The organism is Amycolatopsis thermoflava N1165 (assembly GCF_000473265.1).
GTDB lineage: Bacteria > Actinomycetota > Actinomycetes > Mycobacteriales > Pseudonocardiaceae > Amycolatopsis_E > Amycolatopsis_E thermoflava.
Window position 1 is genome coordinate 3,618,493 of the sequence record NZ_KI421511.1, and the last position, 23,808, is coordinate 3,642,300.

Genomic DNA, 23,808 nt, shown 5'->3' on the forward strand with positions numbered 1-23,808 from the left:
CAGGCCGGAGCCCGGCGCGTCAGCGCTTGGCTTCGGTGGCCGGCAGGATCCGCCCCCGCACCTCGCCGAAACCGATGCGGCCTGCCGATCCCGGGGCGGTCGCCGTGATCGCCACCTCGTCGCCGTCCAGGAGGAACGTTCGCGGCTCGCCGTTGACCTCGACCGGCTCCTTGCCGCCCCAGGTCAGCTCGATGAACGCGCCGCGCTGGTTCTTCTCCGGGCCGGAGATCGTGCCGGACGCGTACAGGTCGCCCGTGCGCGACGACGCCCCGTTGACCGTCATGTGCGCCAGCATCTGCGCCGGCGACCAGTACATCTCCCGGTACGGCGGGCGGCTGACCTCCTGCCCGTTCCACGACACCGACAACGCGATGTCCAGCCCCCACGGCGACGACTCCCGCAGGTACGGCAACGGCTCCGGCGACTGCTCCGGCGTCGGGACCCGCGCGGCCTCCAGCGCCAGCAGCGGCACCACCCACGGCGAGATCGACGTCGCGAAGCTCTTGCCGAGGTTCGGGCCCAGCGGGACGTATTCCCAGGCCTGGATGTCCCGCGCCGACCAGTCGTTCACCAGCACCGCGCCGAACACGTGCCGCGCGAAGTCCTCCGTCCGGACACCCGAACCGAGCGGCGACGGGACGCCGACGATGAACCCCAGCTCCGCCTCGATGTCCAGCCGCCGCGACTCGCCGAACGACGGCGCGTCCTCGTCCGGCGCCTTGCGCTGCCCGCACGGCCGCACGATGTCCGTGCCGGACACCACGATCGTCCCGGCCCGCCCGTGGTAGCCCACCGGCAGGTGCTTCCAGTTCGGCATCAGCGGCTCGGCGTCCGGCCGGAACAGCCGCCCCAGGTTGGCCGCGTGGTGCTCGGACGCGTAGAAGTCCACGTAGTCCGCGACCTCGACGGGCAGGTGCAGCTCCACTTCGGACACCGGGAAGACCGCCTCGGCGGGCACCTCACCCCGCACGAGCTCCGAGATACGCGCCCGCACCTCTACCCACCGGTCGTAGCCCTGCGCCATGAACGCGTTCAACGACGGCCGCGCGAACACGTCGTCGCCCAGCGCCACCGCCAGGTCGACCACGGAATCGCCCACCCGCACGCCGACCCGCGGCTGCGTCCCCGGCGTGGAGAACACGCCGTAGGGCAGGTTGTCCAGCCCGAACAGCGACCCCTCGGGGATGTCGATCGTGGTCACGCCGTCACTCCTCCTTCCAGCGCCGAAGCCGGGACCAGTCCGAGGTCCACCAGTTCGGCCACCGGTTCGTCGATGCTGCAGGTCCCGAACGACCGGAACGACTCACGCGCCGCAGGGTCCACTTCGGACACCAGCTCGGCCACCCGCGCGCCGTCCCGCTCCGCGAGCAACGCGACGAGCTCGTCCTCGCCCGCGCCGGAGCGGGCCGCCGCCGTCGCCAGCAGCAGGTTCAGGAACCCGTGCTGCTCGAACCCGGTGGACGGGTCCGTGTTCCGCACCGCGTGGTGCAGCCCGGCGGTCGCCTTGAACGGCACCCCCGCCCGCACCACGGCGTGCACGGCCGCGGCCAGCTCCGCCTCGTCCGGGTACAGCTCGGCTTTCACCCCGCCGGTCCGGAACTTCGCGGCGTGCCCGGTCTTCGCGCAGGTCGCGATCACCTCGGCCCGGCGGGGGTCCCGTGGCACCTCGACGAACACCGGCACGTCACCGGCCACCTCCAGCGCGCGGAAGAACTCCGGCACCGACGACTCCGCGGGCACCGCGACCTCGAACCCGGCCAGCCGCACCGGCAGGTCGGCGGCCCGGCCCAGAGCGTCCGGCAGCTGGGCCGGGCCGCCCGGCGCGGTCACCGACAGATCGAGCGGCTCGGCAGCGACCGCGCCGAGCTCCGCGAGCGCCGGCGCGGCCAGGACCAGCGGGCCGACCAGTTCGCCGTAGCCCGACGCGAGGTGCGTGGCGTGGTCCGGCACTGCCTGCGGCAGGGGCTTCAGACCGGGCGGGAACACCGCCGCGTCGTCGAGGAAGCCGGCGAACACACTCACTTCGGCCCCCGCCCGGCCCAGGTCCACGCGTAGTTCGGGTCCTCGGCCGCGCGGCCGCCCTCACCCAGCTCCAGCGGGCGGAACGTGTCGACCATGACCGCCAGCTCGTCGAAGAACTCCACGCCGATGCTGCGCTCGTAGGCGCCCGGCTGCGGGCCGTGCGAGTGGCCGCCCGGGTGCAGCGAGATCGAGCCCTGCCCGATGCCCGAGCCCTTGCGCGCCTCGTAGTCGCCGCCGCAGTAGAACATGACCTCGTCCGAGTCCACATTGGAGTGGTAGTACGGCACCGGGATGGACAGCGGGTGGTAGTCCACCTTGCGCGGCACGAAGTTGCAGACGACGAAGTTGTCGCCCTCGAACACCTGGTGCACCGGCGGCGGCTGGTGCACGCGGCCGGTGATCGGCTCGAAGTCGCTGACGTTGAACGTGTACGGGTAGAGGCAGCCGTCCCAGCCGACCACGTCGAACGGGTGCTGCGGGTACACGAACCGGGTGCCGACGATCCCGGTGCTGCCGCGGTGCTTGATCAGCACCTCGACGTCGGTGCCCTCGACCAGCAGCGGCTCGGTGGGCCCGTGCAGGTCGCGCTCGCAGTACGGCGCGTGCTCCAGCAGCTGGCCGTACTTCGACAGGTACCGCTTCGGCGGCGTGATGTGCGAGTTCGCCTCGATCGCGTACGCCCGCACCGGGCCGTCCGGCACCCAGCGGTGGGTGGTGGCGCGCGGCAGGATCACGTAGTCGCCCTGGCGGAACGGCAGCACGCCGAACACGGTCTCGACGACGCCCTCACCGGACTCGATGTAGACGCACTCGTCGCCGATCGAGTTGCGGTACAGCGGGGAGGCCTCGCCCGCCACGACGTAGGAGATGCGCACGTCGCCGTTGCCGAGCACGAGCCGGCGCCCGGTGACGACGTCGTTGGACTTCCACTCCTCGCCCGGGAACAGCTCGTGCAGCTTGAGGTGCCGCGGCCGGAGCGGGTGGTTGGCCTCGGTGGTCAGGTCCGGGAGCTCCCAGACCGTCGAGTCGACGATCGCCGACGGGATGTTGCGGTGGTAGAGCAGCGACGAATCGCTGGAGAAGCCCTCCTCCCCCATCAGCTCCTCGTAGTACAGGCCACCCTCGGGGGTGCGGTGCTGCGTGTGCCGCTTCGGCGGAACCGCACCGACCTGCCGGTAGTACGCCATGACCTCGCCTCCTTGCCGGTCCGATGTAGTAAATGTATGTACTACTTCGCTCGTGCGCAAGGGTCAGTTGCGGCCACGCACGTCGAACTGGTCGCGGTTGGTGATCAGCTTGTCCAGCAGCATCACCAGGATCCGCTGCTCGGCCTCGGTGAGCACGCTGGTCCACTCGTGCTCGCGCTCGTTGTGCTCGCGGAACACCTCGACCATCTCGGCGCGGCCGCGCTCGGACAGCGACAGCAGCACCGAGCGGCCGTCGTGCTCGCCGGGCGTGCGCTCCAGCAGCCCGTCGGCCACCAGGGTCTTCGACAGGTTGGACACCGCCGCGCGGCTCATGCCGGTCAGCTCGGCGGCCTTCTTCGCCTCCAGCGGGCCGGCCAGCCAGGTGACGAACAGCAGCCGGAACCCGGACCAGGACTGGCCGCGCGGCCGGTGGACGCTGGCCTCCAGGTCGTAGGTGACGATGTTGGAGGCCCGGTTCAGCGTGAGCAGCACCTCGGTGGCGAGCTGGTGCCGGAAGCCGAACTCCTCGGCGAGCCTGCGGTTGGCGAGCTCGACGAAGGACCAGAAGTCGAGCTCGCCATCCGCCATGACCGCAACCCTATCGCCGGAGGAAGTAGTTAATATCTAAACTACCTCGTGGGCCGCCGCGGCGCCACGCCGTTCCTTCGTCACCTTGAGGAAGGACAGCATCACCGCGCAGATGACCAGGCACGCGATCGGGAAGTACAGGCCCACCGACACGTCGTCGGCGGTGGCGTTCTTGCCGATCACGTACGGCCCGAAGAACCCGCCCAGCGCGGCGATCGAGTTGATCGCGGCCAGCCCGACCGCGGTGTGCTCCTTGGACAGCACCCGCGAGGCCAGCGCCCAGTAGGGCGCGAGGTAGCCGAGCACGCCGATCGCGACCAGCGACAGGCAGATCAGCGCCGCCACCGGGGTGTGCCGGAACTGGATCGTGCCGAACAGGCCGACCGCGGCCAGCAGCATCATCGCGACGACGTGCCCGCGCCGCTCCCCCGTCCGGTCGGAGTTGCGGGCCACCAGCAGCATGCCCACCGCGCCGACGATCCACGGGATCACGCCGAGGAAACCGATGTTGGTCGCTGAGTAGGACGGGTCCATCTGCTTGACGATCTGCGGCAGGAAGAAGGTGAACCCGTACAGGCCGCACGCGGCGAACAGGTTCGCGAAGGCCATGTAGAGCACCTTGCGGTCCTTCATGACCCGCAGCTGGCCGAGGAAGGTCTCCTTCTGCTCCGGCGCGTAGTCCTTGTTGATCTCCGTTTCCAGCCACTCGCTCTCCTCCCGCGAGAGGAAACGCGCCTGGCTGGGCTTGTTCGGCAGATACGCGAGCACGACCAGGCCGACCAGCACCGCGGGCAGGCCCTGCAGGATGAACACCCAGCGCCAGCCGGACAGGCCGAACCAGTTGATGTGGTCGAGGATCAGGCCGCCGGTGAGGCTGCCGAGGATCATCGCGACCGGCTGCGCGATCGCCAGCGTCGCGATGGCGCGGCCGCGTTCCTTCGGGCGGAACCACAGCGTCAGGTACAGCAGCAGGCCCGGGTAGAGCCCGGCCTCGGCGACGCCGAGGACGATCCGCGCGATGTAGAGCTGCGGGATGTTCTGCACGAACCCGGTGACGGCGGTGACGATGCCCCAGCTGATGGCGATGCGCGCGAGCCAGATCCGCGCGCCGATCTTCTTCATGATCATGTTGCTGGGGATCTCGAACACCACGTAGGCGAGGAAGAAGATCGCCGACGCGGTGCCGAACACGGCCGTGGTGATCAGCAGCTCGTGCTGCATGCCCAGCTGGGCGTAGCTGATGTTCGACCGGTCCATGTAGTTGAACACGTACAGCAGCGCGACCAGCGGCAGGACTCTCTTGCTGACCTTGCGGATCGTGCGGCTGCCGAGTTCCCCGGCAGCGGTGGTTTCGCTCATGTCTCTCCTCGTTGAGTGTGCGAAGTCAGGCCGCGGCGTTGACGCCGGCGAGGCGGCCCATGGTCAGGGCGTTGGCGACGGCGTTGCCGCCCCCGACGTAGCGCTGCCCGAGCACACCGGCTCCGGCCTCGCCCGCGGCGAACAGGCCCGCGATGGCCTCGCCGCGTTCGTCGCGCACCGCGGCGCGCGCGTCGATCTCCAGTCCGGCGTGCGTGCACACCAGCTCCGCGGGCAGCAGGCGCGCCGCGTAGAACGGGGGTTCGCCGATCGGGTCCGGGTGGCCGGCCGAGCCCTTGTTGGCGAGCGTGCGGTGCCGCAGGAACTCCGGGTCGTGCCCGGACGGCAGCTGCTCGTTCCACCGGCGCACGGTCGCGACCAGCGCGTCGGCGGGGATCCCGGCCTTGCCGGCCAGCTCCTCGAGGCTACCGGCGCGCAGCGTGCGCCCGGCTTCCGCCTCGGCCAGCACGTGGCCGGCGTCCCAGTGCGCGTACCCCGCGGGCAGGCTGCGGCGGGCGCGCTCGTCGAAAATCGCCCACGCGCTCCCGCCCTGCCGCTCGATGATGCCGCTGGACACCGCGTAGGAGGCGTCCTCGTCCATGAACCGGCGGCCGGCCCCGTTGACGTAGATCCGCGACTTCGGCGGGAACCCGGACTGCCAGTGGTGCAGTCGCTGGAAGTAGGCGGTGGGCAGCAGCAGGCCCCAGCCGTCGCCGGTGACGCCCGCGCCGACCTGCTCGCCGAAGCGCAGGTGGTCGCCGCGGCTGCCGTCGGCGGCGACGACGAACAGGTCCTCGCCCGCCCGCAGCGCCGCCGGGTAGTAGCGGGCCAGCAGGTCCGGGTCCTGGGCGAACCCGCCGCTGGCGACCACCACCGCGCCCGCGCGCACCTCGATGCCGTCGGCGACGACGCCGCAGACCCGGCCGTCGTCTTCGACGAGCCGCTCGACGCGGGTGTTGAGGACGATCTCGACGCCCCGGGCGCGGGCGGCCTTGGCGAGCACCTGGACCACGCCGTAGCCCTGGTCTTTCGGCACGTGGCCGCGCCACACGTCCTCGACCCCGGCCTGGCACAGGCCCGGCGTGTGCGCGTTGCCGGACACCTTGGCCGGGATCTCCACGCCGAGGCCGATCAGCCACTCCAGCGTCGGGCCGGAGTGGCGGCAGAACGCCTCGATCAGCCCGGGGTTGAGCTGCCAGGAGTTGAGGTCCATGTAGTGCTGGAAGAACCGCTCCGCGGAGTCCTCGACGCCCAGCGCGGCCTGCACGCTCGTGCCGGCGGCGGTGAACATGCCCGCGGACAGCTGGGTCGAGCCGCCGAGCTCGGTCTCCGACTCGAACAGCAGCACCGACGCGCCCCGCTCGGCGGCGGAGGTGGCCGCGGCGAGCCCGGCGCCGCCGCCTCCGACGACCACCACGTCCCAGTCGTCGTTCATGCCAGGTCTCCTCCGGTCTCGGCGATGATGCGGTGGTAGAGGCCGTTGGACACCAGGCCGCCGTCCACGGTGACCTCGCTGCCGGTCATGTAGCTGGACCTGCTGGACAGCAGGAACAACACGGCCTCGGTGATCTCCGCCGGCCGCGCCATGCGCCCGGCCGGGATGCTGGCCACCGCGGATTCCACGAACGAATCGGCACCGGCGAGCAGCGCGGTCTCGACGAGTCCGGGGTGGACGGAGTTGACCCGGATGCCCCACTTGGCGAAGTTGCCCGCGGCCGACTTGGACAGCCCGGTCAGGCCCCACTTGCTGGAGCTGTACGCGGGCGAGAAGTAGCCGATCTGGCCGGAGATCGACGAGATGTTGACGATCGAACCGCCACCGGAGTCGCGCATCAGCTCCGCGACGGCCTTCATGCCGTAGAACGGGCCGAACAGGTTGATGCGGAGGACCTGTTCCCAGACCTCGTCGGTGGTGTCCAGGAACTCCAGGCGGCGCGAGATGCCCGCGTTGTTGACGAGGCCGGTGAGGCGGCCGCGCGCTTCCTGGATTTCGTCGACGACGCGGGCCCACGCCTGCGGGTCGGTGACATCCAGTTCGTGCGCGGACGCCGAGCCGCCGTCGTTCTCGATCTCCTCGACGACCGGGGTGGCGTCGGCGACGTCGGCGAGGCACACGTGCGTGCCGAGCTTGGCCAGGGCCCGGGCGTGGCTGGCGCCCATGCCGGCGGCGGCGCCGGTGACGAGCACCGTGTCCGGGTACTCAGACATGCCGCGACCCACCATCGACGGCGATGCTGTGGCCGGTCACGTAGCGGGCGCTGTCGGAGAGCAGGAACAGCAGCGGGCCGACGACCTCCTCGGGCGAACCGAGCCGGTGCAGCGGCACGACGTCGAGCGCGTGCCGCAGCGCGGCCGGGTCCTCCTTGACCCAGCGGGTCATCTCGGTGTCGATGTAGCCGGGGGCGATCGCGTTGACCCGGATGCCGCGGTCGCCGAACTCCACGGCGAGCGATTCGGTGAGGTGCGCGACGGCGGCCTTGGAGGTGCAGTAGGCGGCGCGGCCGCGGCGGACGCGGACCGCCGACACCGACGACATGTTCACGATCGCGCTGCCGGGTTCCATGTGCCGCGCCGCGGTCTGCGCCCCGTAGAGGACGCCCTCGACGTTGACCGACAGGGTCGCGTTGATCTGCTCGGGCGTGATCTCGTCGGCGAGGGCGAACGGGAAGATGCCGGCGTTGTTGACCCAGAAGTCGATGCGCCCGAACCGCTCCAGCGCCAGCTGTGCCACGGTTTCGTGGTCCTCGGGCTTGGTGACGTCGATGCGGGCGCCGACGATCTGGCCCGGCTTGTCGCTGCTGGCGAGTTCCGCGGTGAGTTCGTTCGCGGTCGCCAGCATCTGCTCTTCGTTGATGTCGGCGCCGACGACGTGCACGCCGCGGCCGGCGAGCGCGGCGGTGAAGCGCGCGCCCATGCCGCGGGCCGCGCCGGTGACGACCGCGACCTTGCCCGCGAATTCCGGGTAGACGGCCGTCATCGGCTCGTGCTGGGCGCGTGTGTCGCTCATCGGTTCTCCTTCGTGTCGTCGCGGCGCACCGTCCGGCGGCGGATGCGCCACGTGCCCGCGTGGCGGACCAGGTGGTCGGTGATCGTGGTCAGGCGGAGGAGTTCGGGCGGACTGTCCGGGAGGGTGCGCACGATCTGCAGGTAGGCGCGCGCGGTGAGGCCGTCGTCCGCGGGCGTGACGTGCAGGTTGGTGAGGACGTGCCGGGTGACGCCTGGTTGCGCGGCGAAGTCCTCGGCGAACTTCGCGAGTGCCGCCGTGCCCATCACCGGAGCCGGATAGCTGGGTGAGTGGAATTCCCCGTCCGGGGTGAAGGTGTGCGCCCATTCGGTGGCCCGGCCCTCGTCGATGTAGTGGCTCTGCGCGCCGTACAGCTGGTGCACGAGCACGAGCGTCTCCACGTCCACGATGACCTCCTCCGGGGGCTTGCGCGCTGCGATCGGCGTGCTATTATCGCACGCAGCGTGCGAACTACGGAAACAGTAGGTCGCGGTCCGGTTCGTCGTCAAGGGGGTGCCCGCGTGTCCGAAGTCGACTCGGGGATGTCGAAAACGCTGCACAACGGGTTGCAGATCCTGGAACTGCTCGTCGCGCACCCGCAGGGGATGACGCTGACGGAGATCGCCGAAGGGGTGGGCGTGCACCGGACGGTGGCGCACCGGCTCGTGCGGACGCTGGAGGCGCACCGGTTGTGCCGGCGGGACCGGTTCAAGCGGATCTCGCTCGGGACGGGCCTGGTGCGGCTGGCCGAGCCGGTGGAGCAGGACCTGCGGACGCTCGCGCGGCCCGTGCTGGAGGAGCTGACGGACCTCACCCAGGCGACGGCGCACCTGGTGGTGCGGGAGGGCGCGGACGAGGTGCGGATGCTGATGATCGTCGAGCCGCGGCAGGCGCGGATGCACGTGAGCTTCCGGCCCGGCCAGGTGGACCCGATCGACCGCGGTTCGGCAGGCTTGGCACTGCTGTCCGCGGCGCCGGCGGCGGAAGGCGAGCGGGAGGAGGTCGCGCTGGCCCGCAAGCGCGGATTTGCCGTGTCCTACGGGGAAATCGCGCCGTCGATCATCGGGATCTCCGCGGTGGTGCCCGGACGGGACGTCAGCATCGGCCTGTCACTGTTCTCCGCACCCGACGAGGAATCGCTGGGCCGCACGGTGGTCGACGCGGCCCAGCGACTGGGTTCCTTGCTGCGGTAGGGAAAGCGCCGGCACGCGCTGCCTTCGAGCTGTTCGCGGGACAGTACATCGCCGCCCACGTGGCCATGAACCCCACGTGGTCGATCGTGGACATCGGCCGGGCGGCGAGCAGCCCGGTCCGTCAAGGACGGGGCCGCCCACCTGCGGCCACCCACGCATCCGATGACCGCAGCGCCGGTTTTCCGGCGGGTTCCCGAGTTCGCCGTCTCCTCGGCGCCCGTGTCGACGAGACGCGGGAACGGCTCGGCGTACCTAAGCCGCCGGGCGGACGATGATCTCGTTCACGTCCACCTCCGCGGGCTGCTCGATCGCGAACGCGATCGCGCGGGCGATCGCCGCGGCGGGGATTGTCTTCGCGCGGTAGCTTCGCATTCCCTCGGCGGCCTCCGCGTCCGTGATGCTGTCCGCCAGCTCCGACTCGGTCACGCCCGGCGAGATCGTCGTCACCCGGATGTCCGGGCCCGTCTCCTGGCGCAGCCCCTCCGACAGCGCCCACACCGCGTACTTGGTCGCGCAGTAGACCGCCGCCGTCGGCACCACCTCGTGCGCCCCGATCGACGCCACGTTCACGAAGTGCCCGCCGCCCTGCCGGCGCATCACCGGCAGCCCCGCGGCGATCCCGTGCAGCACGCCCCGGATGTTCACGTCGATCATCCGGTTCCACTCGTCCAGCTTCAGCCGGTCCAAAGCGGACAGTGGCATCACGCCGGCGTTGTTGACGATCACGTCGACCCGGCCGTGCTCGGCCACCGCCCAGTCCATGAAGGACCGCACGTCCTCCGCGTCCGTCACGTCCAGCCTCCGGTACGAGCCCCCGATTCGCGCGGCCAGCTCCTTCAGCCGCTGTTCCCGGCGCGCGCCCAGCACGACCTGGTGCCCCGCCGCCGCCAGCGCCTCCGCGGTGGCCCGCCCGATTCCACTGCTCGCTCCCGTGATGACGATGACCGGCATTTCCGTTCTCCTTTCCGTCGAAATCCAGTTTCGACGGGTAGAACGACGCCAGCCAGGGCGCGCTGCACCCACTCAGGCCTGCCCCTTGCGCGGCACCAGCTTGACCAGCGCCACTCCGGCGAGCAACAGCATCAGCCCCGCCAGGATCGTCCACGCCGCGCCGAACCCGGTGTAGGCCAGCGCGGCCGAACCGGAACCGGCGGCGGTGAAACCCTTTCCGTACATGTCTTTCACCCCCTCACAGCCGTCAGGTGGTGCCATCCGGCCGTACGCCGCAGCACCGCGTCCCGCCACCCGGCCAGGTACACGGCCAGGCGGAAGAAGTCGTAGTACATCTCGGGCAGGAACAGCAGCGTCAGCACGATCCCGCGCCAGCCCGCCTTCCGCACCGTCACCACCCGGTCGACCAGGCACACCACGCCCATCGCGAGCCAGAACGGGTGCAGCACCAACGGCATCCCGGCCGCCAGCGACAGGCCCAGCAGCAGCGGGTAGCCCACGATCACCAGAAACCCCAGCACCGCCCACAGCTGCTGCCCCAGGTACGGCAACGTGACGCGGTTGACGCCGTGCGAGCGCAGGTTGTCGATCGCGCCGCGCTGCCAGCGCACACGCTGCCGCCACAGGTCCCGCCACGTCGGCATCAGTTCGGTCGTCGTCGCACACCGCGCCGGCGACACACACCGGTAGCCGAGCCTGAGGCTCGCCAGCGTGATCTCCATGTCCTCGGTCAGCGCGCGCCGGTCGTAGAACTCCCCAGCCCGCCCCGGCAACACCGCACCACGCGCCGCGGCGATCTCGCGCAGCACCGACACCCGGAACAACGTGGAGGTGCCGGTCAACACCCAGACACCCTTGCCACGCCGCAGCACGTCCCGGGCGTAGCGGACGTACTCGTTGCGCTGCAACTGTTCGATCAGCCCCGCGCGCCCCTCGCCGTAGAAGATGCCGCCGACCGCACCGACCCCCGGCCGCTCCATCACGGCGAGCGCGGTTTCGATCCACTCCGGAGCGAGCAGCGAGTCCGCGTCGATGACCAGGACGCGGTCGTCCCCGTCGAGCTGGGGCAGGACGACCTCGAGTGCCTGGTTCAGCGCGCCGGCTTTCTTGTCGGTGTTGCCGACGGTTTCCAGCACTCGCGCGCCGTGCGCCACCGCGATCGCGGCCGTGTCGTCGGAGCAGTTGTCGGCGACGACGAAGATCGCGTCCGGCGGGACGGTCTGCGCCAGTGCGGAGTCGATCGTCGCGCCGACGCTCGCGGCTTCGTCGTGCGCCGGGATCACGACGACCACGCGGTCCCGGCCCACTGAATGACGAGGAGTCACCAACATGACCGGCATATAGGAAGTTCGGAGCAGGTCATTAGCCCGAACAGATAGTGACGCACGTCACACTTCACCACGCTGTGTGATCGACACGGAGAGTCGACAACCGGGACGCAGAATGTGCCGAACGGCCCCGCGGGCTCGGGTCTTTCGCCTCTGTCGGCGGGCCGGGAGGCAAGATCCTAAGCTCTGGGGATGGCGAAGTACTTCGACGTGCACCCGGACAACCCCCAGCGCCGGTCGATCGGCCAGATCGTCGACCTGCTGCGGCAGGACGGCCTGATCGTCTACCCGACCGACTCCGCCTACGCCCTCGGCTGCCAGCTCGGCAACCGCGACGGGCTGGACCGCATCCGCGCCATCCGGCACCTCGACGACCGGCACCACTTCACGCTCGTCTGCCGCGACTTCGCCCAGCTCGGGCAGTTCGCGCACGTCGACAACACCGTCTTCCGCGCGATCAAGGCCGCCACCCCGGGCAGCTACACCTTCATCCTCCCGGCCACGAAAGAAGTGCCGCGGCGGCTGCTGCACCCGAAGAAGAAGACCGTCGGCGTGCGCATCCCGGACCACGTCGTCGCGCAGGCCCTGCTCGACGAGCTTGGCGAGCCGCTGGTCTCCAGCACGCTGCTGCTGCCCGACCACGAGGAGCCGCTCACCCAGGGCTGGGAGATCAAGGACGAGCTGGACCACGTGGTCGACGCGGTGGTCGACTCCGGCGACTGCGGCACCGAGCCCACCACCGTGATCGACTTCTCCAGCGGCGAGCCGGAGATCGTCCGAACGGGTGCTGGGGACACCGCGCGTTTCGAATAGCTCTGGACATCCCCGCGTTCGCGGGTCACGCTGGAAAAACGCACCCGTGATCCGCGAGGAGGCTGCGATGAGACTGGGCCGGAAGCTTGCCGTGGGCGTCGTCGAAGAATCCAAGGCCGAAGAGGTCACCCCGATCGAGGAGCCGCGCGAAACCGCCGAAACCCCCGAACCGGAGCGCCCCGCCCCCGTCACCGCCGATCGCTGAGCCATGGCGGGCAGGCTGTCGTTGCGCCGCACGCCCCAGGAACGGCGCGACGTCCCGCTGCGCGGCTACAAGCTCGCCTACCCGATGCTCTCCGCCGACGGCACCGAGGCGGGGTTCACCGGCGTGTCGCTCGGCCGCACGCACGCCTACCGGGTGACAGCCGAGGCGAAGTGCGCGCAGAGCAGCCGTCACCAGAGCCCGTCCCGCCTGTGCGACTGCGGGTTCTACTGCTTCCACGAACTCGCCGACGCCCGCGCGCTGGCCTGCGATCCGCAGTACCAGCAGAGCGTGCTGCTGGAGGTGGACGCCGCGGGGCGCTACTTCCTGTACGAGCGGGGCGTGCGGTACTCGAAGCAGACGGTGACGGCCGTGCACGCCGGGTTGTGCGCGTGCGGCTGGCCGGCGCAGGTGTTCGTGGCCACCGGCACCGGGGTCGTGGGGTGGCGCAAGCTGCTGCCGGTGTGCTCGACGTGCGCGGGCAACCGCCCGCCGCTCACGCTGGAGCACTTCAGCAGGCTGGCCGGAGTGCCGGTGCACCGGGACGACCGGGCGGTCGCCTTCACCACCGGCTCGACCACGTCGGCGCCGGAGCTGGTGCCGCTGCTGTCGGCCGAGGTCGCGCTGCTGCACGCGCGGCTCGACGAGCTGCAGACCCAGCTGGACAAGCTCACAAAGGGCAGTTGAGGAGCGGCCCGGTCAGGTGTGCAGGCGGCAACGGCCGGCCCCCGAGCTTGCGACTCAAGTACGCGGGCGCTGCGCCGCGCTGATGGCTTCCGGACGGTGAGCAAGCCATTCGTCCGGCCCGATCGCCGCGCCGTTCGGCCCGCCGCCGCAGTCCGCGACCACCGTCACCGATCCGTCCGGCGACACCCGCGACAACGTCCCGCGCTCGATCTCCACGACGAGCACCGAGCCGTCGTCCAGCGCGACCCGGCCCTCCGGGAACCGCAGCCCGATCGCGATCTCCTTCACGCCGTCTCCAGGTACTTCGGGTTCGCCACCAGCAACCGGTCCGTCACGTCGGCCCGCACGGCGGCGACCACGTCCGCCACGTCCACGGCGCCCGACCGCACCGCCCGCGCCAGCTCCGCGTGCGTCGCGAACCCCAGCGCCGCGAGCCGGTCCACGTGCCGCCGCTCTTGCGCGGTGCCCAGGCGCAGCTCGCGCGACACGATGCCCAGCACATTCGCCGCCACCCGCGCCTGGAACGACACCCGCCCCTCGGTGCCCGGCATGACGTCGGCCCGCAGGAACTCCGCCACCGCCTCAACCAGCTCGGCCGCGGTCGGCCTGCCGTGCAGGTCCGGCGCCGGATCCGGCGCCGCGGCCACCGGGACGGCGGGCGTGCCGAGCGCCGTCAGCAGGTCGTGCTCCTGCTCGCACACCCGCCGCCCGACCGCAGCCAGCTCGACCGACCGGATCCGCCCGCTCAGGTGCCGGTCGGCCTGCCGCAGGCAGAGCACCGCCCACCGGAACGTGCCGAACACCTCCCACCAGTGCACGGCCGCGGGATCCGGGCGGAACCCGGCGACCTCGGCGTACCCGTCGAGCAGCTCCTCCCGGGTGCCGAACCCGCCCGCGGGCAGCGGCGAGGAGAACCGCCACGCCTTCACGCACAACCAGCCGAGGTCCTCCAGCGGATCGCCGCGGTGCGCCAGTTCCCAGTCCAGCACCGCGGCCAGCCCGTCCGGGCCGATGATCAGGTTGCCGGTGCGGAAGTCGCCGTGCACCACGGTGTTCCCCGCCGGCTCCGGGCGGTGTGCGCGCAACCAGCGCAACCCGATTTCCAGCGACGGCAACGGCTGGTCCAGCTCGTCGTACAGCTCCACCAGCGACTCCAGCGGGTCCGCCGAGGGCAGCCCCGGCACGTCCGGCATGGCGTGGATGCGCGCCGCGACGCGCCCCAGCTCCGCCGCGAGCTTCGGCCGCACGTCCGCGAACTCCGGGTCCCGTAGCAACCGCCGCGGGATCGTCTCGCCGTCGACATGCTCGGTGATCAGGTACGGCGAGCCGAGCACGTCCGGCCCGTGGTCCACCAGCCGCGGCACCGGCACCCCGGCTTCGCGCGCGGCCCGGATCAACGCCGCCTCCCGCGCCATCTCCGCCGGGCGGCACTCCCCCGGCGGATCCCGCCGCAGCACCAGCCGCCCGCCCGGCTCGGCGGTGAACGCCCAGGTCTCCCGGCTCGCGCCGCCGCTCAGCCGCCGCAGCCCGGTGATCTGCGCGCCCAGCCGCCGTCCGAGCGCCTCCGCCAGCCCGGTCATCGCTTGTCCGGCCCCGCGAACCCGAACAGGTAACCGGCGATCTTGCGCATCTGGATCTCCTCGGCGCCCTCGGTGATCCGGTAGCGGCGGTGGTGCCGGTAGATGTGCTCGAACGGGGTGTGCCGCGTGTAGCCGAGCCCGCCGTGCACCTGCATCGCGCGGTCGGCGGCGTCGCACACCAGCCGGTTGGCGCGGTAGTTGCACATCGACACCTTGTCGCTGATCAGCATGTGGTCGGTGCGGTCGAGCTCCCACGCCGTCTTGCGCACGAGGGTGCGCACCAGCTCGGCCTCGGTCTGCAGCTCGACCAGCGGCCACTGGATGGCCTGCCGTTCGGCGAGCGGGCGGCCGAACGTCCGGCGCTCCCGCGCGTACGCCACGCTCCGGTCGATGCAGTACTGCGCCGCGCCGACCCCGGAGGCGGCCTGCCGGATCCGGTTCTCGTGCACGAAGTGCTGGGCCAGCGCGAGGCCGTTGCCGACCTCGCCGAACACCGCGGTGGCGGGCACGCGGACGTCGGTCAGCGTGACCTCGGCGTGGTCGGTGGGCATGTTGAACGTCCACCAGTGGAAGTCGACGGAGAACCCCGGCGTGTCGGTGGGCACGATGAACGCGGTGATGCCGCGGGGATCCCCGCCGTCGCCGGAGGTGCGGGCGAAGATCACGTCGTGGGTCGCCGAGTGCAGGCCGGAGTTGAACCGCTTGGCGCCGTTGAGGATCCAGCCGTCGCCGTCCGGCACGGCGGTGGTCTCCAGCCAGGTCGCGTCGCTGCCGTGGTCCGGTTCGGTCAGTCCGAACGCGACCCGCTTGCGCCCGGTGATCATGTCCTCGACGAACTCGCTCTGCTGCTCCGGCGTGCCCGCGGCGAGGAACATGTGCACGAACGGGAAGTTGCCGACGACCGAGGACTCGTTCTGCAGGTCGTTGTGCAGGCCGAGGCCCTTCGCGGCGAGGTGCTCGCGGATCACGGCCATGTCAAGGTTGCTGCCGTCGCTGCCGCCGACGGATTTCGGCAGCCCGTACCGCAGCCAGCCCGCACGGTCGGCGCGCCGGAACATCTCCCTCAGCAGCTCTTCCCATTCACGGCGCGGGGTGCCGCCCGCCTCGAAGTCGGTGCGCGCGAACTCCCGGCGGTGGTCGAAGAAGCGCTCGTTGTCGTCCTGTCGTTGCAGCGGCCAGATCTCGTCCTCGAGGAACTGGTCCAGGTCGGTGAGCAGCTGCCGCAACGCCGCGGGCAACTCGAAGTCCATGGGGCAACTCCTTGCGTGGCGGAGGAAAACTGGGGCACTATCCGCGGATGACCAACCCGTTCGACCTCACCGGGCACGCATCCGTCATCACCGGCGGCAATTCGGGGATCGGCCTCGCGATGGCCGGCGCGCTCGCCGCCGCCGGCGCCGACGTCGCGATCTGGGGCACCAACGCCGAACGCAACGACGAAGCCGTCGCCGAGCTGTCCCGGCACGGCACCAAGGTCCTCGCCGTGCGCTGCGACGTCGGCGACGAGGACCAGGTGGAGCCCGCGATGGCGCGCAGCGTGGAAGCGCTGGGGCGCCTGGATTCCTGCTTCGTCAACGCCGGTGTGGCCGGGGTGGGCAGCCGGTTCACCGAGACGTCGCTGGCGGAGTTCCGCCGAGTCACCCGGGTCGACCTGGACGGCGCGTTCCTGACCTTGCGCGCGGCGGCGAGGGTGATGCTGGCGCAGGGCACCGGCGGGAGCCTGGTCGGCACGTCGAGCGTGGCGTCGGTCCAGGGCCAGCCGCGCGGGCAGGCGTACGCGGCGAGCAAGGCCGGGCTCACCGCGATGATCAAGTCGATCGCGGTCGAGCTGGCCAGGCACGGCATCCGCGCCAACGCGGTCCTGCCCGGCTGGGTGCACACGCCGCTGGCGGCCCCGGCGCTGGACTCCGAAGGGTTCCAGCGCCGGGTGCTGCCGCGGATGCCGGTCGGCCGCTGGGGCAGGCCGGACGACTTCGGCGCGCTCGCCGTGTACCTGGCGAGCCCGGCCAGCGCGTTTCACACCGCCGACACGATCACCGTGGACGGCGGCTACCTCAGCTTCTGACCGGGCCACCGGCTCACGGGGTCCCGGGGAACGGCGGGACCCCGTCCGGGTAGTCCACGGAGACGCGGCCGGGGAAGGCCGGCGCGCGCTTCTCCAGGAACGCCATCACGCCTTCCATCGCGTCCTTGCCCGCACCGAGCTGCAGCAACGCGCTGGAGTCCGCGCGGTGCGCGTCCCATGGCGTGGGCGAGCCGAGCATGCCCCACAGCAGCTGCCGGGACACCGCGACCGACACCGCCGACGTGTTGTCCGCGACCTCGCGCGCGATCGCCGTCGCCGCCGGGATCAGCTCGTCCGGCGGCACGACCCGCGACACCAGCCCGCCCGCGCGGGCCTCGGCGGCGTCGAACACGCGCCCGGTCGCCACCCACTCCATCGCCTGCGAGATGCCGACGACCCGGGGCAGGAACCACGACGACGCGGCCTCCAGCAGGATCCCGCGCCGCGCGAACACGAACCCGAACTTGGCGTTCTCGCTGGCGATCCGGATGTCCATCGGCAGCGACATCGTCACGCCGACCCCGACCGCGGGCCCGTTGAACGCGCCGATGACGACCTTCTTGCACGCCGCGATCCGCAGCGCCACCGCGCCACCGGCGTCTCGCGGCACGCCGTCGATCTCGCCGAACCCCTTGACGTCGCCGATCGCGTTCTTGTCGAACGTGCCCGCGCCGCGTTCGAGGTCCGCCCCGGCGCAGAAGCCGCGCCCGGCGCCGGTCACCACGACCACCCGCACCGAGTCGTCGGCGTCCACCTCGTCGAACGCCGCGACCAGCTCGTGCGCCATCTCCAGCGTGAACGCGTTGAGCCGCGCCGGCCGGTTCAGCGTGATCGTGGCGATCCCGTCGGCGACCTCGTAGATGATCTCGTCGTAACTCACCGCACCGCCCATCGTCCCGTGTATTTCGCTTCCGTCTTGGCGAGGAGGAACGCCTCGAACGCGGCGGGCGCGTCCTCGGTCGCGAAGTTCACCGTCTGCGCTCGCGCCTCGCCCTCCAGCGCCTCACGCAGCGTCCGGCTCGCGCCCTCTTCGAGCAGCCGCTTGCTCAGCGCCAGCGCGACCGGCGGCAGTTCGGCCAGTTCAGCGGCGAGCGAGTCCACAAAGGAATCCAGCTCGGCGGCCGGTTTGATCCAGGTGACCAGACCGAGGTCGCGCGCCTCCGCCGTGTCGATCATCTCGGCCCGCAGCGCGAGCCGTTTCGCCTGCTGCAACCCGACGAGCCGGGGTAGCAGCCACGAGCCGCCGAAGTCCAGCGACAGTCCGCGGCGGGCGAAGATCTGGCTGAACCGCGCCCGCTCGGTGGCCACCACGAGGTCGCAGCCGAGCGCGAGGTTCCAGCCCGCGCCGACCGCGACGCCGTCGACCTTCGCGATCGTCGGCTTCGAGATCTCGTTCAGGGCGAGCGCGACGTCGTTGACCCGGTGCATCCGGGTCAGCGGGTGGTCCGTCCGGTCCGCGGACAGGTCGGCGCCCGCGCAGAAGTCACCGCCCGCGCCGGTGACGACGACCACGCGCACGTCGTCGTCCCGTTCGGCGTCGTGGAACGCGTCGTACAACCCGTCCCACATCGGCTGGTCGATCGCGTTCTTGCGGTGCGGCCGGTTCAGGGTCACGGTGAGCACCGCGCCCGCCCGGTCGAGCAGCACCGGCTGTTCCGTCACGAAACACCGTCCAGTCGGCCGGCGAGCCGGGCCAGCTGCTCGTCGTGGCCGCCGAACAGCAGCTCGCAGCTCTTGGCGCGCTTGTAGTACAGGTGCGCGTCGTGCTCCCACGTGTAGCCGATGCCGCCGTGCAACTGCAGGCCGGACGCCGCCGCCGCGAAGTAGGCGGGCCCGGTGAACACCTGCGTGGTGGCCGCGGCCAGCGGCAGCGCCTCGCGGTCGTGGTCGGCGGCCCACGCGGCGTGCCGCAGCAGGGACTCCGCGCGTTCGCTCGTGCTGTAGAGGTCCGCGCACGCGTGCTTGACCGCCTGGTACGAGCCGATGGCGCGGCCGAACTGCACCCGCACCTTCGCGTACTCGACCGTGGTTTCCAGCACCTTCGCGATGCCGCCGACCTGTTCCGCGGCCAGCGCCACGGACGCGAGGTCACGCACCTCCTCCAGCACGGCGGCCGGGTCCGCGGTGTCCAGCCTGCGGGCCGGGGTCGCGGCGAACTCCAGCTTCGCCTGGCCACGCGTGGGGTCCAAAGTGGTCAGTGGCGTCCGCCGGGCGTCCTCGGCCACGAACCACCCGTCGGCCGAGTACACGACGAAGACGTCGGCCACGTCACCGGAGATGACGAACGGCGCGTGCCCGTCGAGCACCCAGCCGCCGTCGCGTTCGGTGGCGCTCACCGGGGCCGGCCCCCACTCCGGTGAAACCGCCAGCGCGCCGATCTTCTCGCCGGCCGCCAGCGCGGGCAGCACCTGGGTGTCCCCCAGCGCCACCAGCGCGTCCACCGCCAGCACGGCGGAGGCGAAGAACGGCACCGGCGCGAGCGCGCGGCCCAGCTCTTCGAGCACCACGGCCCGCTCCACATGTCCCGCGCCCGCGCCGCCGAGCTCCTCGGGCACCACGAGTCCGGTCAGGCCGAGCTCGGCCAGGTGCCGCCACAGCGCGGCGTCGTAGGCATCGTCACCGTCCACGACGGACCGGACGTTGTTGTGGTCGGCGAGCAGTTTGCGCACCGTCGACCGCAGTTGCTGCTGTTCGGTGTCGAGCACCAGCTGCACGATCCCTCTCCTCTCAGGCGGGTCGCTGCGTGCCCACCCGCAGCTCGCGGAAGGGCACGTCGCGGTCGACGACGGGTTCGCGGGGCAGTCCGAGGATCCGGTCCCCGATGATGGTGCGCTGGATCTGGTCGGTGCCGCCGGCGATGCTCGACGACGGCGTCTGGTTGATCGCCAGCGCCAGTTCCTCCCCGGCCGCGTCGCCCGGCTCCCACGCCGTCGCGCGCGGCCCGGCGATCAGCCCGGCGACCGCGACGGCCTGCTGCTGCAGCTGGGCGCCGGCGAGCTTGGCCACCGACCCGCGCGCGCCCGGCGGCGATCCGGCCTCGGCCTCCTGCCGCAGCCGCACGTTGAACAGCGCCAGCGCCCGTTCCGCCGCGTAGAGCTTCGCCAGTTCGGCGCGCACCACGGGATCGGCGTCGCGGCCGTAGCGCCGGGCGGTCTCGGCGAGGTTCGCGTGCGCCAGCGGGTCGTGCCGCTTGCGCACGAACCCGCCGATCGACACGCGCTCGTGGCCGAGCATGGTGACCGCGGCGAGCCAGCCCTGGCCGACCTGGCCGAGCACCGCGTCCGCGGGCAGGCGCAGGTTCTCGAAGTACACCTCGTTGAACGGCGCCCGCCCGGTCATGTCCTTCAGCGGCCGCACGGTGACCGCCGGGTCGTGCATGTCGATGAGGAACATCGTCAGGCCCTGGTGCTTGGGCACGTCCGGGTCGGTGCGGGCGAGCAGCGCGCCGAAGTCGGCCAGGTGCGCGACCGTCGTCCACACCTTCTGCCCGTTCACGACCCACTCGTCCCCGTCCCGCACCGCGCGGGTCTGCAGGCTCGCGACGTCGGACCCGGCGCCCGGCTCGGAGAACAGCTGGCACCAGATCTCGTCGCCACGCAGCAGCGGCGGGATGTAGCGGGCCTTCTGCTCGGGCGTGCCCAGGTCGAGGATCGTCGGCCCGCACATGCCCATGCCGATCCGGAAGACCGAGTTGGGCAGGTCGTAGCGGGCCGACTCCTGGTCGAAGACCTGCTGCTCGGCCGACGTGAGCCCCTGCCCGCCGAACTCCTTGGGCCAAGTGATGCCGGCCAGCCCGGCGTCGTACAACGCGGCCTGGAACCGCTTGGCGGTCGCCAGTTCCTCGTCGCCGGGGACGTTCTCGGCGAGCCAGGCGCGGACCTTCTCGCGGAACTCGCTCATGCGATCAGCTCCAGGATCGTCGCGTTGGCCTGTCCGCCGCCCTCGCACATGGTCTGCAGGCCGTAGCGGATGCCGGCGGCGCGCATGTGGTGCACGAGGGTGGTCATGATGCGCGCGCCGCTCGCGCCGAGCGGGTGGCCGAGCGCGATCGCCCCGCCGTGCGGGTTGAGGGTCTTGGCGTCGGCGCCGGTCTCGGCCAGCCAGGCCATCGGCACCGGCGCGAACGCCTCGTTGACCTCGAACACGCCGATGTCGGAGATCGACAACCCGCTGCGCTGCAGGGCTTTCCGGGTGGCCGGGATGGGTGCGGTCAGCATGATCACCGGGTCGTCACCCGCGAGCACCGCGGTGTGCACGCGGGCGATCGGCCGCAGGCCGAGCTCGGCGGCCTTCTCGCTGGTCGTCATCAGCAGGGCGGCGGCGCCGTCGCTGATCTGCGAGCTGTTGCCCGCGGTGATGACGCCGTCCTCGCGGAACGCGGGCTTGAGCCCGGCCAGCTTCTCCAGCGACCCGCCCCGGCGCACGCCCTCGTCCGCGGTGACGTCCGCGACCGGCAGCAGCTGCTCGTCGAACGCGCCCGCGTCCTGCGCGGCGGCGGCCTTTTCGTGCGAGGCCAGGGAGAACTCGTCGACCTGGGTGCGGCTGAAGCCCCACCGCTCGACGATCATCTCCGCGCCGATGCCCTGGTTGGGCCGCACCCCGCCGTAGCGTGCCAGCACCTGGTCGCCCAGCGGGTTCTTGCCCTGCGCCGAGAAACCCATCGGCACCCGGCTCATCGACTCGACGCCGCCCGCCACCACCACGTCGTAGTGCCCGGCGATCAGTCCCGCGGCGGCGAAGTGCACGCTCTGCTGGGACGAGCCGCATTGCCGGTCGACGGTCACGCCGGTCACGCTCTCCGGCCAGCCCGCCGCCAGCACGGCGTTGCGGCCGATGTCGCCGGTCTGCTCACCGGCCTGGCTCACGCAACCCCACACGACGTCGTCGACGGCGGCCGGGTCGATCCCGGTCCGCTCGGCGAGGCCACGCAGCACGTGCGCCGACAGGTCCACCGGGTGCACGCCGGACAGGCCGCCCTCACGCTTGCCCACCGGGGTGCGCACCGCTTCCACGATCACCGCGTCTCGCACGGCTCCTCCTTCATCCGTTTCGCGTTTCTGAGCGGCGGAGCCGCTCGCTGTGGGCCGCCAACTCGCGCCGCCGCGGGTTCTCGGACGTCTTCTCGCGAGGACAGCGCCGACGTGGTGAATTGGCATTCATGAGGAGGCGATCCCGGAGCGAGAAGGCGTCTGAGGTTCCGCTACCTGCGCCGCTACGCCAGCGGACCTGCTATACCTTTCCTTGAGCCGCCGCGTCACCAGCTTGCCGGTTGGGGTGCGGGGAAGTTCGTCGACGAAGTCCACGCTGCGCGGCGCCTTGTAGTGGGCGATCCGCTCGCGGACATACGCGAGCAGCTCGGCTTCCAGCTCCGGGCCGGGCGTGACGCCGGGCGCGGGCTGGACGACGGCCTTGACTGCCTCCCCCATCTCCTCGTCCGGCACGCCGATCACGCCGACGTCGAACACCGCCGGGTGCAGCGCGAGCGCGTCCTCGACCTCCTGCGGGTAGATGTTCACCCCGCCGGAGATGATCATGAATGCCTTGCGGTCGGTCAGGTAGAGGAAACCGTCCTCGTCGAGGTAGCCGACGTCGCCGGTGGTCGTCCAGGTCTCGTGCTCGGGGTGCTGCGCCTCGCGGGTCTTGGCCGGGTCGTTGTGGTAGGTGAACGGGACCTCGTCGCGTTCGAAGTAGACGGTGCCGACCTCGCCCGTCGGCAGCTCCTTGCCCGCGTCGTCGCAGATGTGCGCGACCCCGACCACCGAACGCCCGACCGAGCCGGGCTTGGCGAGCCACTGCTCGCTGTCGATGAACGTCATCCCGGCGCCCTCGGTGGACGCGTAGTACTCGTAGAGGACCGGCCCCCACCAGCCGATCATCGCCTGCTTGACCTCCACCGGGCAGGGCGCGGCGGCGTGCACCGCGACCCGGTGACTGGACAGGTCGTAGCGGCCGCGCACCTCCTCCGGCAGCTTGAGCATCCGCACGAACATCGTCGGCACCCACTGGCTGTGCGTGACGCGGTAGGTCTCGATCGCACGCAACGCGGCCTCGGCGTCGAAGCGCTCCATCATCACCACCGTGCCGCCGAGGCGCTGCGCCGTCGCGCCGAACCGCAGGGGCGCGGCGTGGTAGACCGGCGCCGGGGACAGGTACACCGTGTCCGGGCCGAAGCCGTACATGTGCTGCAGCACCGGGGTGAGCACGTCGCCCGGCTCGTCCACCTGGCGGTCGGGCAGGTCGACCTTGATGCCCTTCGGACGGCCCGTGGTGCCGGACGAGTAGAGCATGTCGGCGCCCGCGGGCTGGTCCGCGGGCCGCTCGGGCGAGCCGGCGGCGAGGAACTCGTCGAAGTCGCGGTACCCGTCCGCCGCGCCGCCGTAGACCAGCTTGACCGGGACGTCCGGGACCAGCTCGGCCACGGCGGTGGCCAGCGGGCCGAGTGCGGCCGAGACGACCAGTGCCTTCGCGCCGGAGTCGGTGACGATGTAGGCGACCTCGGCGGGCGACAGGTGGCTGTTCACCGCGGCCAGGTAGCGGCCGGAGCGCATGGCGGCCCAGTAGACCTCGTAGGCGCGGACCGAGTTGTCGCTGAGCAGGGCGACGGTGTCGCCCACGCCGAGCCCGGCGCCGGTCAGGGCGTCGGCGAGGCGGGTGGACCGCTCGTCGAGCTCGCCGTAGGTCAGCCGCTCGCCCGAGCCCGCCATGATCACGGCTGGCTTGTCGGGGTCGGCGTCGGCGTGGGTACCCGGGTACATGCGGCTCCTCCTCGAACCGTTGAACTCCCCTGCGAGAGTGCAAGGATTCGGCGTAACAGTCAACACCGACTGTTATC

26 protein-coding genes are annotated in these 23,808 nt (G+C 71.5%); 5 read left to right on the forward strand and 21 right to left on the reverse strand.

Features of this window, described 5'->3' with window-relative positions:
* Positions 1 to 19 precede the first annotated feature (19 nt).
* From fahA to AMYTH_RS0117760, 9 genes are all read right to left on the reverse strand, one after another.
* Positions 20 to 1,201 (reverse strand): fumarylacetoacetase, encoded by a 1,182-nt coding sequence (gene fahA / locus AMYTH_RS0117720; RefSeq protein ID WP_027931461.1) that lies wholly within the window; start codon positions 1,199 to 1,201, stop codon positions 20 to 22.
* Complete coding sequence (locus AMYTH_RS0117725) at positions 1,198 to 2,049, reverse strand: hypothetical protein (protein WP_027931462.1); 852 nt, start codon at positions 2,047 to 2,049, stop codon at positions 1,198 to 1,200. Before AMYTH_RS0117725 ends, fahA begins: the two co-directional genes overlap by 4 nt.
* Positions 2,019 to 3,209, reverse strand: coding sequence for a homogentisate 1,2-dioxygenase (locus AMYTH_RS0117730; RefSeq protein WP_027931463.1), 1,191 nt, complete (start codon positions 3,207 to 3,209; stop codon positions 2,019 to 2,021). Before AMYTH_RS0117730 ends, AMYTH_RS0117725 begins: the two co-directional genes overlap by 31 nt.
* A gap of 63 nt (positions 3,210 to 3,272) precedes the next feature.
* Complete coding sequence (locus AMYTH_RS0117735) at positions 3,273 to 3,797, reverse strand: MarR family winged helix-turn-helix transcriptional regulator (RefSeq protein WP_027931464.1); 525 nt, start codon at positions 3,795 to 3,797, stop codon at positions 3,273 to 3,275.
* Between the two features lie 36 nt (positions 3,798 to 3,833).
* Complete coding sequence (locus tag AMYTH_RS0117740) at positions 3,834 to 5,156, reverse strand: MFS transporter (RefSeq protein WP_027931465.1); 1,323 nt, start codon at positions 5,154 to 5,156, stop codon at positions 3,834 to 3,836.
* Positions 5,157 to 5,181: 25 nt separating this feature from the next.
* Positions 5,182 to 6,588: an FAD-dependent oxidoreductase gene (locus tag AMYTH_RS0117745; RefSeq protein ID WP_027931466.1), complete on the reverse strand. Its 1,407-nt coding sequence runs from the start codon at positions 6,586 to 6,588 to the stop codon at positions 5,182 to 5,184.
* A complete protein-coding gene (locus tag AMYTH_RS0117750) occupies positions 6,585 to 7,361 on the reverse strand; it encodes an SDR family NAD(P)-dependent oxidoreductase (RefSeq protein WP_027931467.1) in 777 nt (258 codons plus the stop codon). Before AMYTH_RS0117750 ends, AMYTH_RS0117745 begins: the two co-directional genes overlap by 4 nt.
* Positions 7,354 to 8,160 carry an SDR family NAD(P)-dependent oxidoreductase gene (locus AMYTH_RS0117755; RefSeq protein WP_027931468.1) on the reverse strand — a complete coding sequence of 269 codons (807 nt, stop codon included), beginning with the start codon at positions 8,158 to 8,160 and terminating at the stop codon, positions 7,354 to 7,356. Before AMYTH_RS0117755 ends, AMYTH_RS0117750 begins: the two co-directional genes overlap by 8 nt.
* Positions 8,157 to 8,564 (reverse strand): nuclear transport factor 2 family protein, encoded by a 408-nt coding sequence (locus AMYTH_RS0117760; RefSeq protein WP_027931469.1) that lies wholly within the window; start codon positions 8,562 to 8,564, stop codon positions 8,157 to 8,159. The genes AMYTH_RS0117755 and AMYTH_RS0117760 overlap by 4 nt, the downstream gene beginning before the upstream one ends.
* A gap of 114 nt (positions 8,565 to 8,678) precedes the next feature.
* On the opposite strand from AMYTH_RS0117760, the gene AMYTH_RS0117765 reads away from it, so the two are divergent.
* On the forward strand, positions 8,679 to 9,350 hold the full coding sequence (locus AMYTH_RS0117765; RefSeq protein WP_027931470.1) for an IclR family transcriptional regulator: 672 nt from the start codon (positions 8,679 to 8,681) through the stop codon (positions 9,348 to 9,350).
* Between the two features lie 252 nt (positions 9,351 to 9,602).
* Here the strand turns inward: AMYTH_RS0117765 and AMYTH_RS0117770 are convergent, their stop codons facing one another.
* From AMYTH_RS0117770 to AMYTH_RS45180, 3 genes are all read right to left on the reverse strand, one after another.
* Positions 9,603 to 10,301: an SDR family oxidoreductase gene (locus AMYTH_RS0117770; protein WP_027931471.1), complete on the reverse strand. Its 699-nt coding sequence runs from the start codon at positions 10,299 to 10,301 to the stop codon at positions 9,603 to 9,605.
* A gap of 72 nt (positions 10,302 to 10,373) precedes the next feature.
* Positions 10,374 to 10,526 carry a hypothetical protein gene (locus AMYTH_RS48910; RefSeq protein WP_157360625.1) on the reverse strand — a complete coding sequence of 51 codons (153 nt, stop codon included), beginning with the start codon at positions 10,524 to 10,526 and terminating at the stop codon, positions 10,374 to 10,376.
* Positions 10,527 to 10,531: 5 nt separating this feature from the next.
* Entirely contained in the window at positions 10,532 to 11,608 is a 1,077-nt protein-coding gene (locus tag AMYTH_RS45180) for a glycosyltransferase family 2 protein (protein WP_228684846.1), read from the reverse strand.
* A 213-nt stretch (positions 11,609 to 11,821) separates the two neighbouring features.
* On the opposite strand from AMYTH_RS45180, the gene AMYTH_RS0117785 reads away from it, so the two are divergent.
* From AMYTH_RS0117785 to AMYTH_RS0117795, 3 genes are read left to right on the forward strand one after another with little or no spacing between them, the layout of a single operon-like run.
* A complete protein-coding gene (locus AMYTH_RS0117785) occupies positions 11,822 to 12,442 on the forward strand; it encodes an L-threonylcarbamoyladenylate synthase (RefSeq protein ID WP_027931472.1) in 621 nt (206 codons plus the stop codon).
* A gap of 46 nt (positions 12,443 to 12,488) precedes the next feature.
* A complete protein-coding gene (locus AMYTH_RS48915) occupies positions 12,489 to 12,647 on the forward strand; it encodes a hypothetical protein (RefSeq protein WP_157360626.1) in 159 nt (52 codons plus the stop codon).
* A 3-nt stretch (positions 12,648 to 12,650) separates the two neighbouring features.
* Positions 12,651 to 13,331: a hypothetical protein gene (locus tag AMYTH_RS0117795; protein ID WP_017981341.1), complete on the forward strand. Its 681-nt coding sequence runs from the start codon at positions 12,651 to 12,653 to the stop codon at positions 13,329 to 13,331.
* 54 nt (positions 13,332 to 13,385) lie between these two features.
* On the opposite strand, the gene AMYTH_RS0117800 is transcribed toward AMYTH_RS0117795, so the two are convergent.
* Genes AMYTH_RS0117800 through AMYTH_RS0117810 form a run of 3 tightly spaced genes read right to left on the reverse strand, consistent with a single transcriptional unit; the run spans position 13,386 to position 16,161 of the window.
* Positions 13,386 to 13,619, reverse strand: a complete 234-nt coding sequence (locus AMYTH_RS0117800) for an SMP-30/gluconolactonase/LRE family protein (RefSeq protein WP_027931473.1) — start codon at positions 13,617 to 13,619, stop codon at positions 13,386 to 13,388.
* Positions 13,616 to 14,911, reverse strand: a complete 1,296-nt coding sequence (locus AMYTH_RS0117805) for a phosphotransferase family protein (protein WP_027931474.1) — start codon at positions 14,909 to 14,911, stop codon at positions 13,616 to 13,618. The genes AMYTH_RS0117800 and AMYTH_RS0117805 overlap by 4 nt, the downstream gene beginning before the upstream one ends.
* Positions 14,908 to 16,161 (reverse strand): acyl-CoA dehydrogenase family protein, encoded by a 1,254-nt coding sequence (locus AMYTH_RS0117810; RefSeq protein ID WP_027931475.1) that lies wholly within the window; start codon positions 16,159 to 16,161, stop codon positions 14,908 to 14,910. Before AMYTH_RS0117810 ends, AMYTH_RS0117805 begins: the two co-directional genes overlap by 4 nt.
* 47 nt (positions 16,162 to 16,208) lie before the next feature.
* On the opposite strand from AMYTH_RS0117810, the gene AMYTH_RS0117815 reads away from it, so the two are divergent.
* Positions 16,209 to 16,976, forward strand: coding sequence for an SDR family NAD(P)-dependent oxidoreductase (locus AMYTH_RS0117815; protein WP_027931476.1), 768 nt, complete (start codon positions 16,209 to 16,211; stop codon positions 16,974 to 16,976).
* Between the two features lie 13 nt (positions 16,977 to 16,989).
* On the opposite strand, the gene AMYTH_RS0117820 is transcribed toward AMYTH_RS0117815, so the two are convergent.
* From AMYTH_RS0117820 to AMYTH_RS45185, 6 genes are all read right to left on the reverse strand, one after another.
* The gene (locus AMYTH_RS0117820; RefSeq protein WP_027931477.1) at positions 16,990 to 17,868 is read right to left on the reverse strand and encodes a crotonase/enoyl-CoA hydratase family protein; all 879 of its coding nucleotides are present in this window, start codon (positions 17,866 to 17,868) and stop codon (positions 16,990 to 16,992) included.
* Positions 17,853 to 18,638 carry an enoyl-CoA hydratase/isomerase family protein gene (locus tag AMYTH_RS0117825; RefSeq protein WP_027931478.1) on the reverse strand — a complete coding sequence of 262 codons (786 nt, stop codon included), beginning with the start codon at positions 18,636 to 18,638 and terminating at the stop codon, positions 17,853 to 17,855. The genes AMYTH_RS0117820 and AMYTH_RS0117825 overlap by 16 nt, the downstream gene beginning before the upstream one ends.
* Positions 18,635 to 19,690: an acyl-CoA dehydrogenase family protein gene (locus AMYTH_RS0117830; RefSeq protein ID WP_027931479.1), complete on the reverse strand. Its 1,056-nt coding sequence runs from the start codon at positions 19,688 to 19,690 to the stop codon at positions 18,635 to 18,637. The genes AMYTH_RS0117825 and AMYTH_RS0117830 overlap by 4 nt, the downstream gene beginning before the upstream one ends.
* Before the next feature lie 13 nt (positions 19,691 to 19,703).
* Entirely contained in the window at positions 19,704 to 20,876 is a 1,173-nt protein-coding gene (locus AMYTH_RS0117835; RefSeq protein ID WP_027931480.1) for an acyl-CoA dehydrogenase family protein, read from the reverse strand.
* Positions 20,873 to 22,006, reverse strand: coding sequence for an acetyl-CoA C-acyltransferase (locus AMYTH_RS0117840; RefSeq protein ID WP_027931481.1), 1,134 nt, complete (start codon positions 22,004 to 22,006; stop codon positions 20,873 to 20,875). Before AMYTH_RS0117840 ends, AMYTH_RS0117835 begins: the two co-directional genes overlap by 4 nt.
* Before the next feature lie 126 nt (positions 22,007 to 22,132).
* A complete protein-coding gene (locus AMYTH_RS45185; protein ID WP_209440773.1) occupies positions 22,133 to 23,731 on the reverse strand; it encodes an acyl-CoA synthetase in 1,599 nt (532 codons plus the stop codon).
* Between the last annotated feature and the right edge of the window lie 77 nt (positions 23,732 to 23,808).

What these genes read in the sequence shown, in the direction of transcription:
- AMYTH_RS0117770 (WP_027931471.1), bottom strand. Translation starts at nt 10,301, where the DNA reads ATGCCGGTCATCGTCATCACGGGAGCGAGCAGTGGAATCGGGCGGGCC.
- AMYTH_RS0117805 (WP_027931474.1), bottom strand. Translation starts at nt 14,911, where the DNA reads ATGACCGGGCTGGCGGAGGCGCTCGGACGGCGGCTGGGCGCGCAGATC.
- AMYTH_RS45185 (WP_209440773.1), bottom strand. Translation starts at nt 23,731, where the DNA reads ATGTACCCGGGTACCCACGCCGACGCCGACCCCGACAAGCCAGCCGTG.
- AMYTH_RS0117745 (WP_027931466.1), bottom strand. Translation starts at nt 6,588, where the DNA reads ATGAACGACGACTGGGACGTGGTGGTCGTCGGAGGCGGCGGCGCCGGG.
- AMYTH_RS48910 (WP_157360625.1), bottom strand. Translation starts at nt 10,526, where the DNA reads ATGTACGGAAAGGGTTTCACCGCCGCCGGTTCCGGTTCGGCCGCGCTG.
- AMYTH_RS0117740 (WP_027931465.1), bottom strand. Translation starts at nt 5,156, where the DNA reads ATGAGCGAAACCACCGCTGCCGGGGAACTCGGCAGCCGCACGATCCGC.
- AMYTH_RS0117815 (WP_027931476.1), top strand. Translation starts at nt 16,209, where the DNA reads ATGACCAACCCGTTCGACCTCACCGGGCACGCATCCGTCATCACCGGC.
- AMYTH_RS0117755 (WP_027931468.1), bottom strand. Translation starts at nt 8,160, where the DNA reads ATGAGCGACACACGCGCCCAGCACGAGCCGATGACGGCCGTCTACCCG.
- AMYTH_RS0117730 (WP_027931463.1), bottom strand. Translation starts at nt 3,209, where the DNA reads ATGGCGTACTACCGGCAGGTCGGTGCGGTTCCGCCGAAGCGGCACACG.
- AMYTH_RS0117735 (WP_027931464.1), bottom strand. Translation starts at nt 3,797, where the DNA reads ATGGCGGATGGCGAGCTCGACTTCTGGTCCTTCGTCGAGCTCGCCAAC.
- AMYTH_RS0117795 (WP_017981341.1), top strand. Translation starts at nt 12,651, where the DNA reads ATGGCGGGCAGGCTGTCGTTGCGCCGCACGCCCCAGGAACGGCGCGAC.
- AMYTH_RS0117750 (WP_027931467.1), bottom strand. Translation starts at nt 7,361, where the DNA reads ATGTCTGAGTACCCGGACACGGTGCTCGTCACCGGCGCCGCCGCCGGC.
- AMYTH_RS0117785 (WP_027931472.1), top strand. Translation starts at nt 11,822, where the DNA reads ATGGCGAAGTACTTCGACGTGCACCCGGACAACCCCCAGCGCCGGTCG.
- AMYTH_RS0117820 (WP_027931477.1), bottom strand. Translation starts at nt 17,868, where the DNA reads ATGGGCGGTGCGGTGAGTTACGACGAGATCATCTACGAGGTCGCCGAC.
- AMYTH_RS0117810 (WP_027931475.1), bottom strand. Translation starts at nt 16,161, where the DNA reads ATGGACTTCGAGTTGCCCGCGGCGTTGCGGCAGCTGCTCACCGACCTG.
- AMYTH_RS0117835 (WP_027931480.1), bottom strand. Translation starts at nt 20,876, where the DNA reads ATGAGCGAGTTCCGCGAGAAGGTCCGCGCCTGGCTCGCCGAGAACGTC.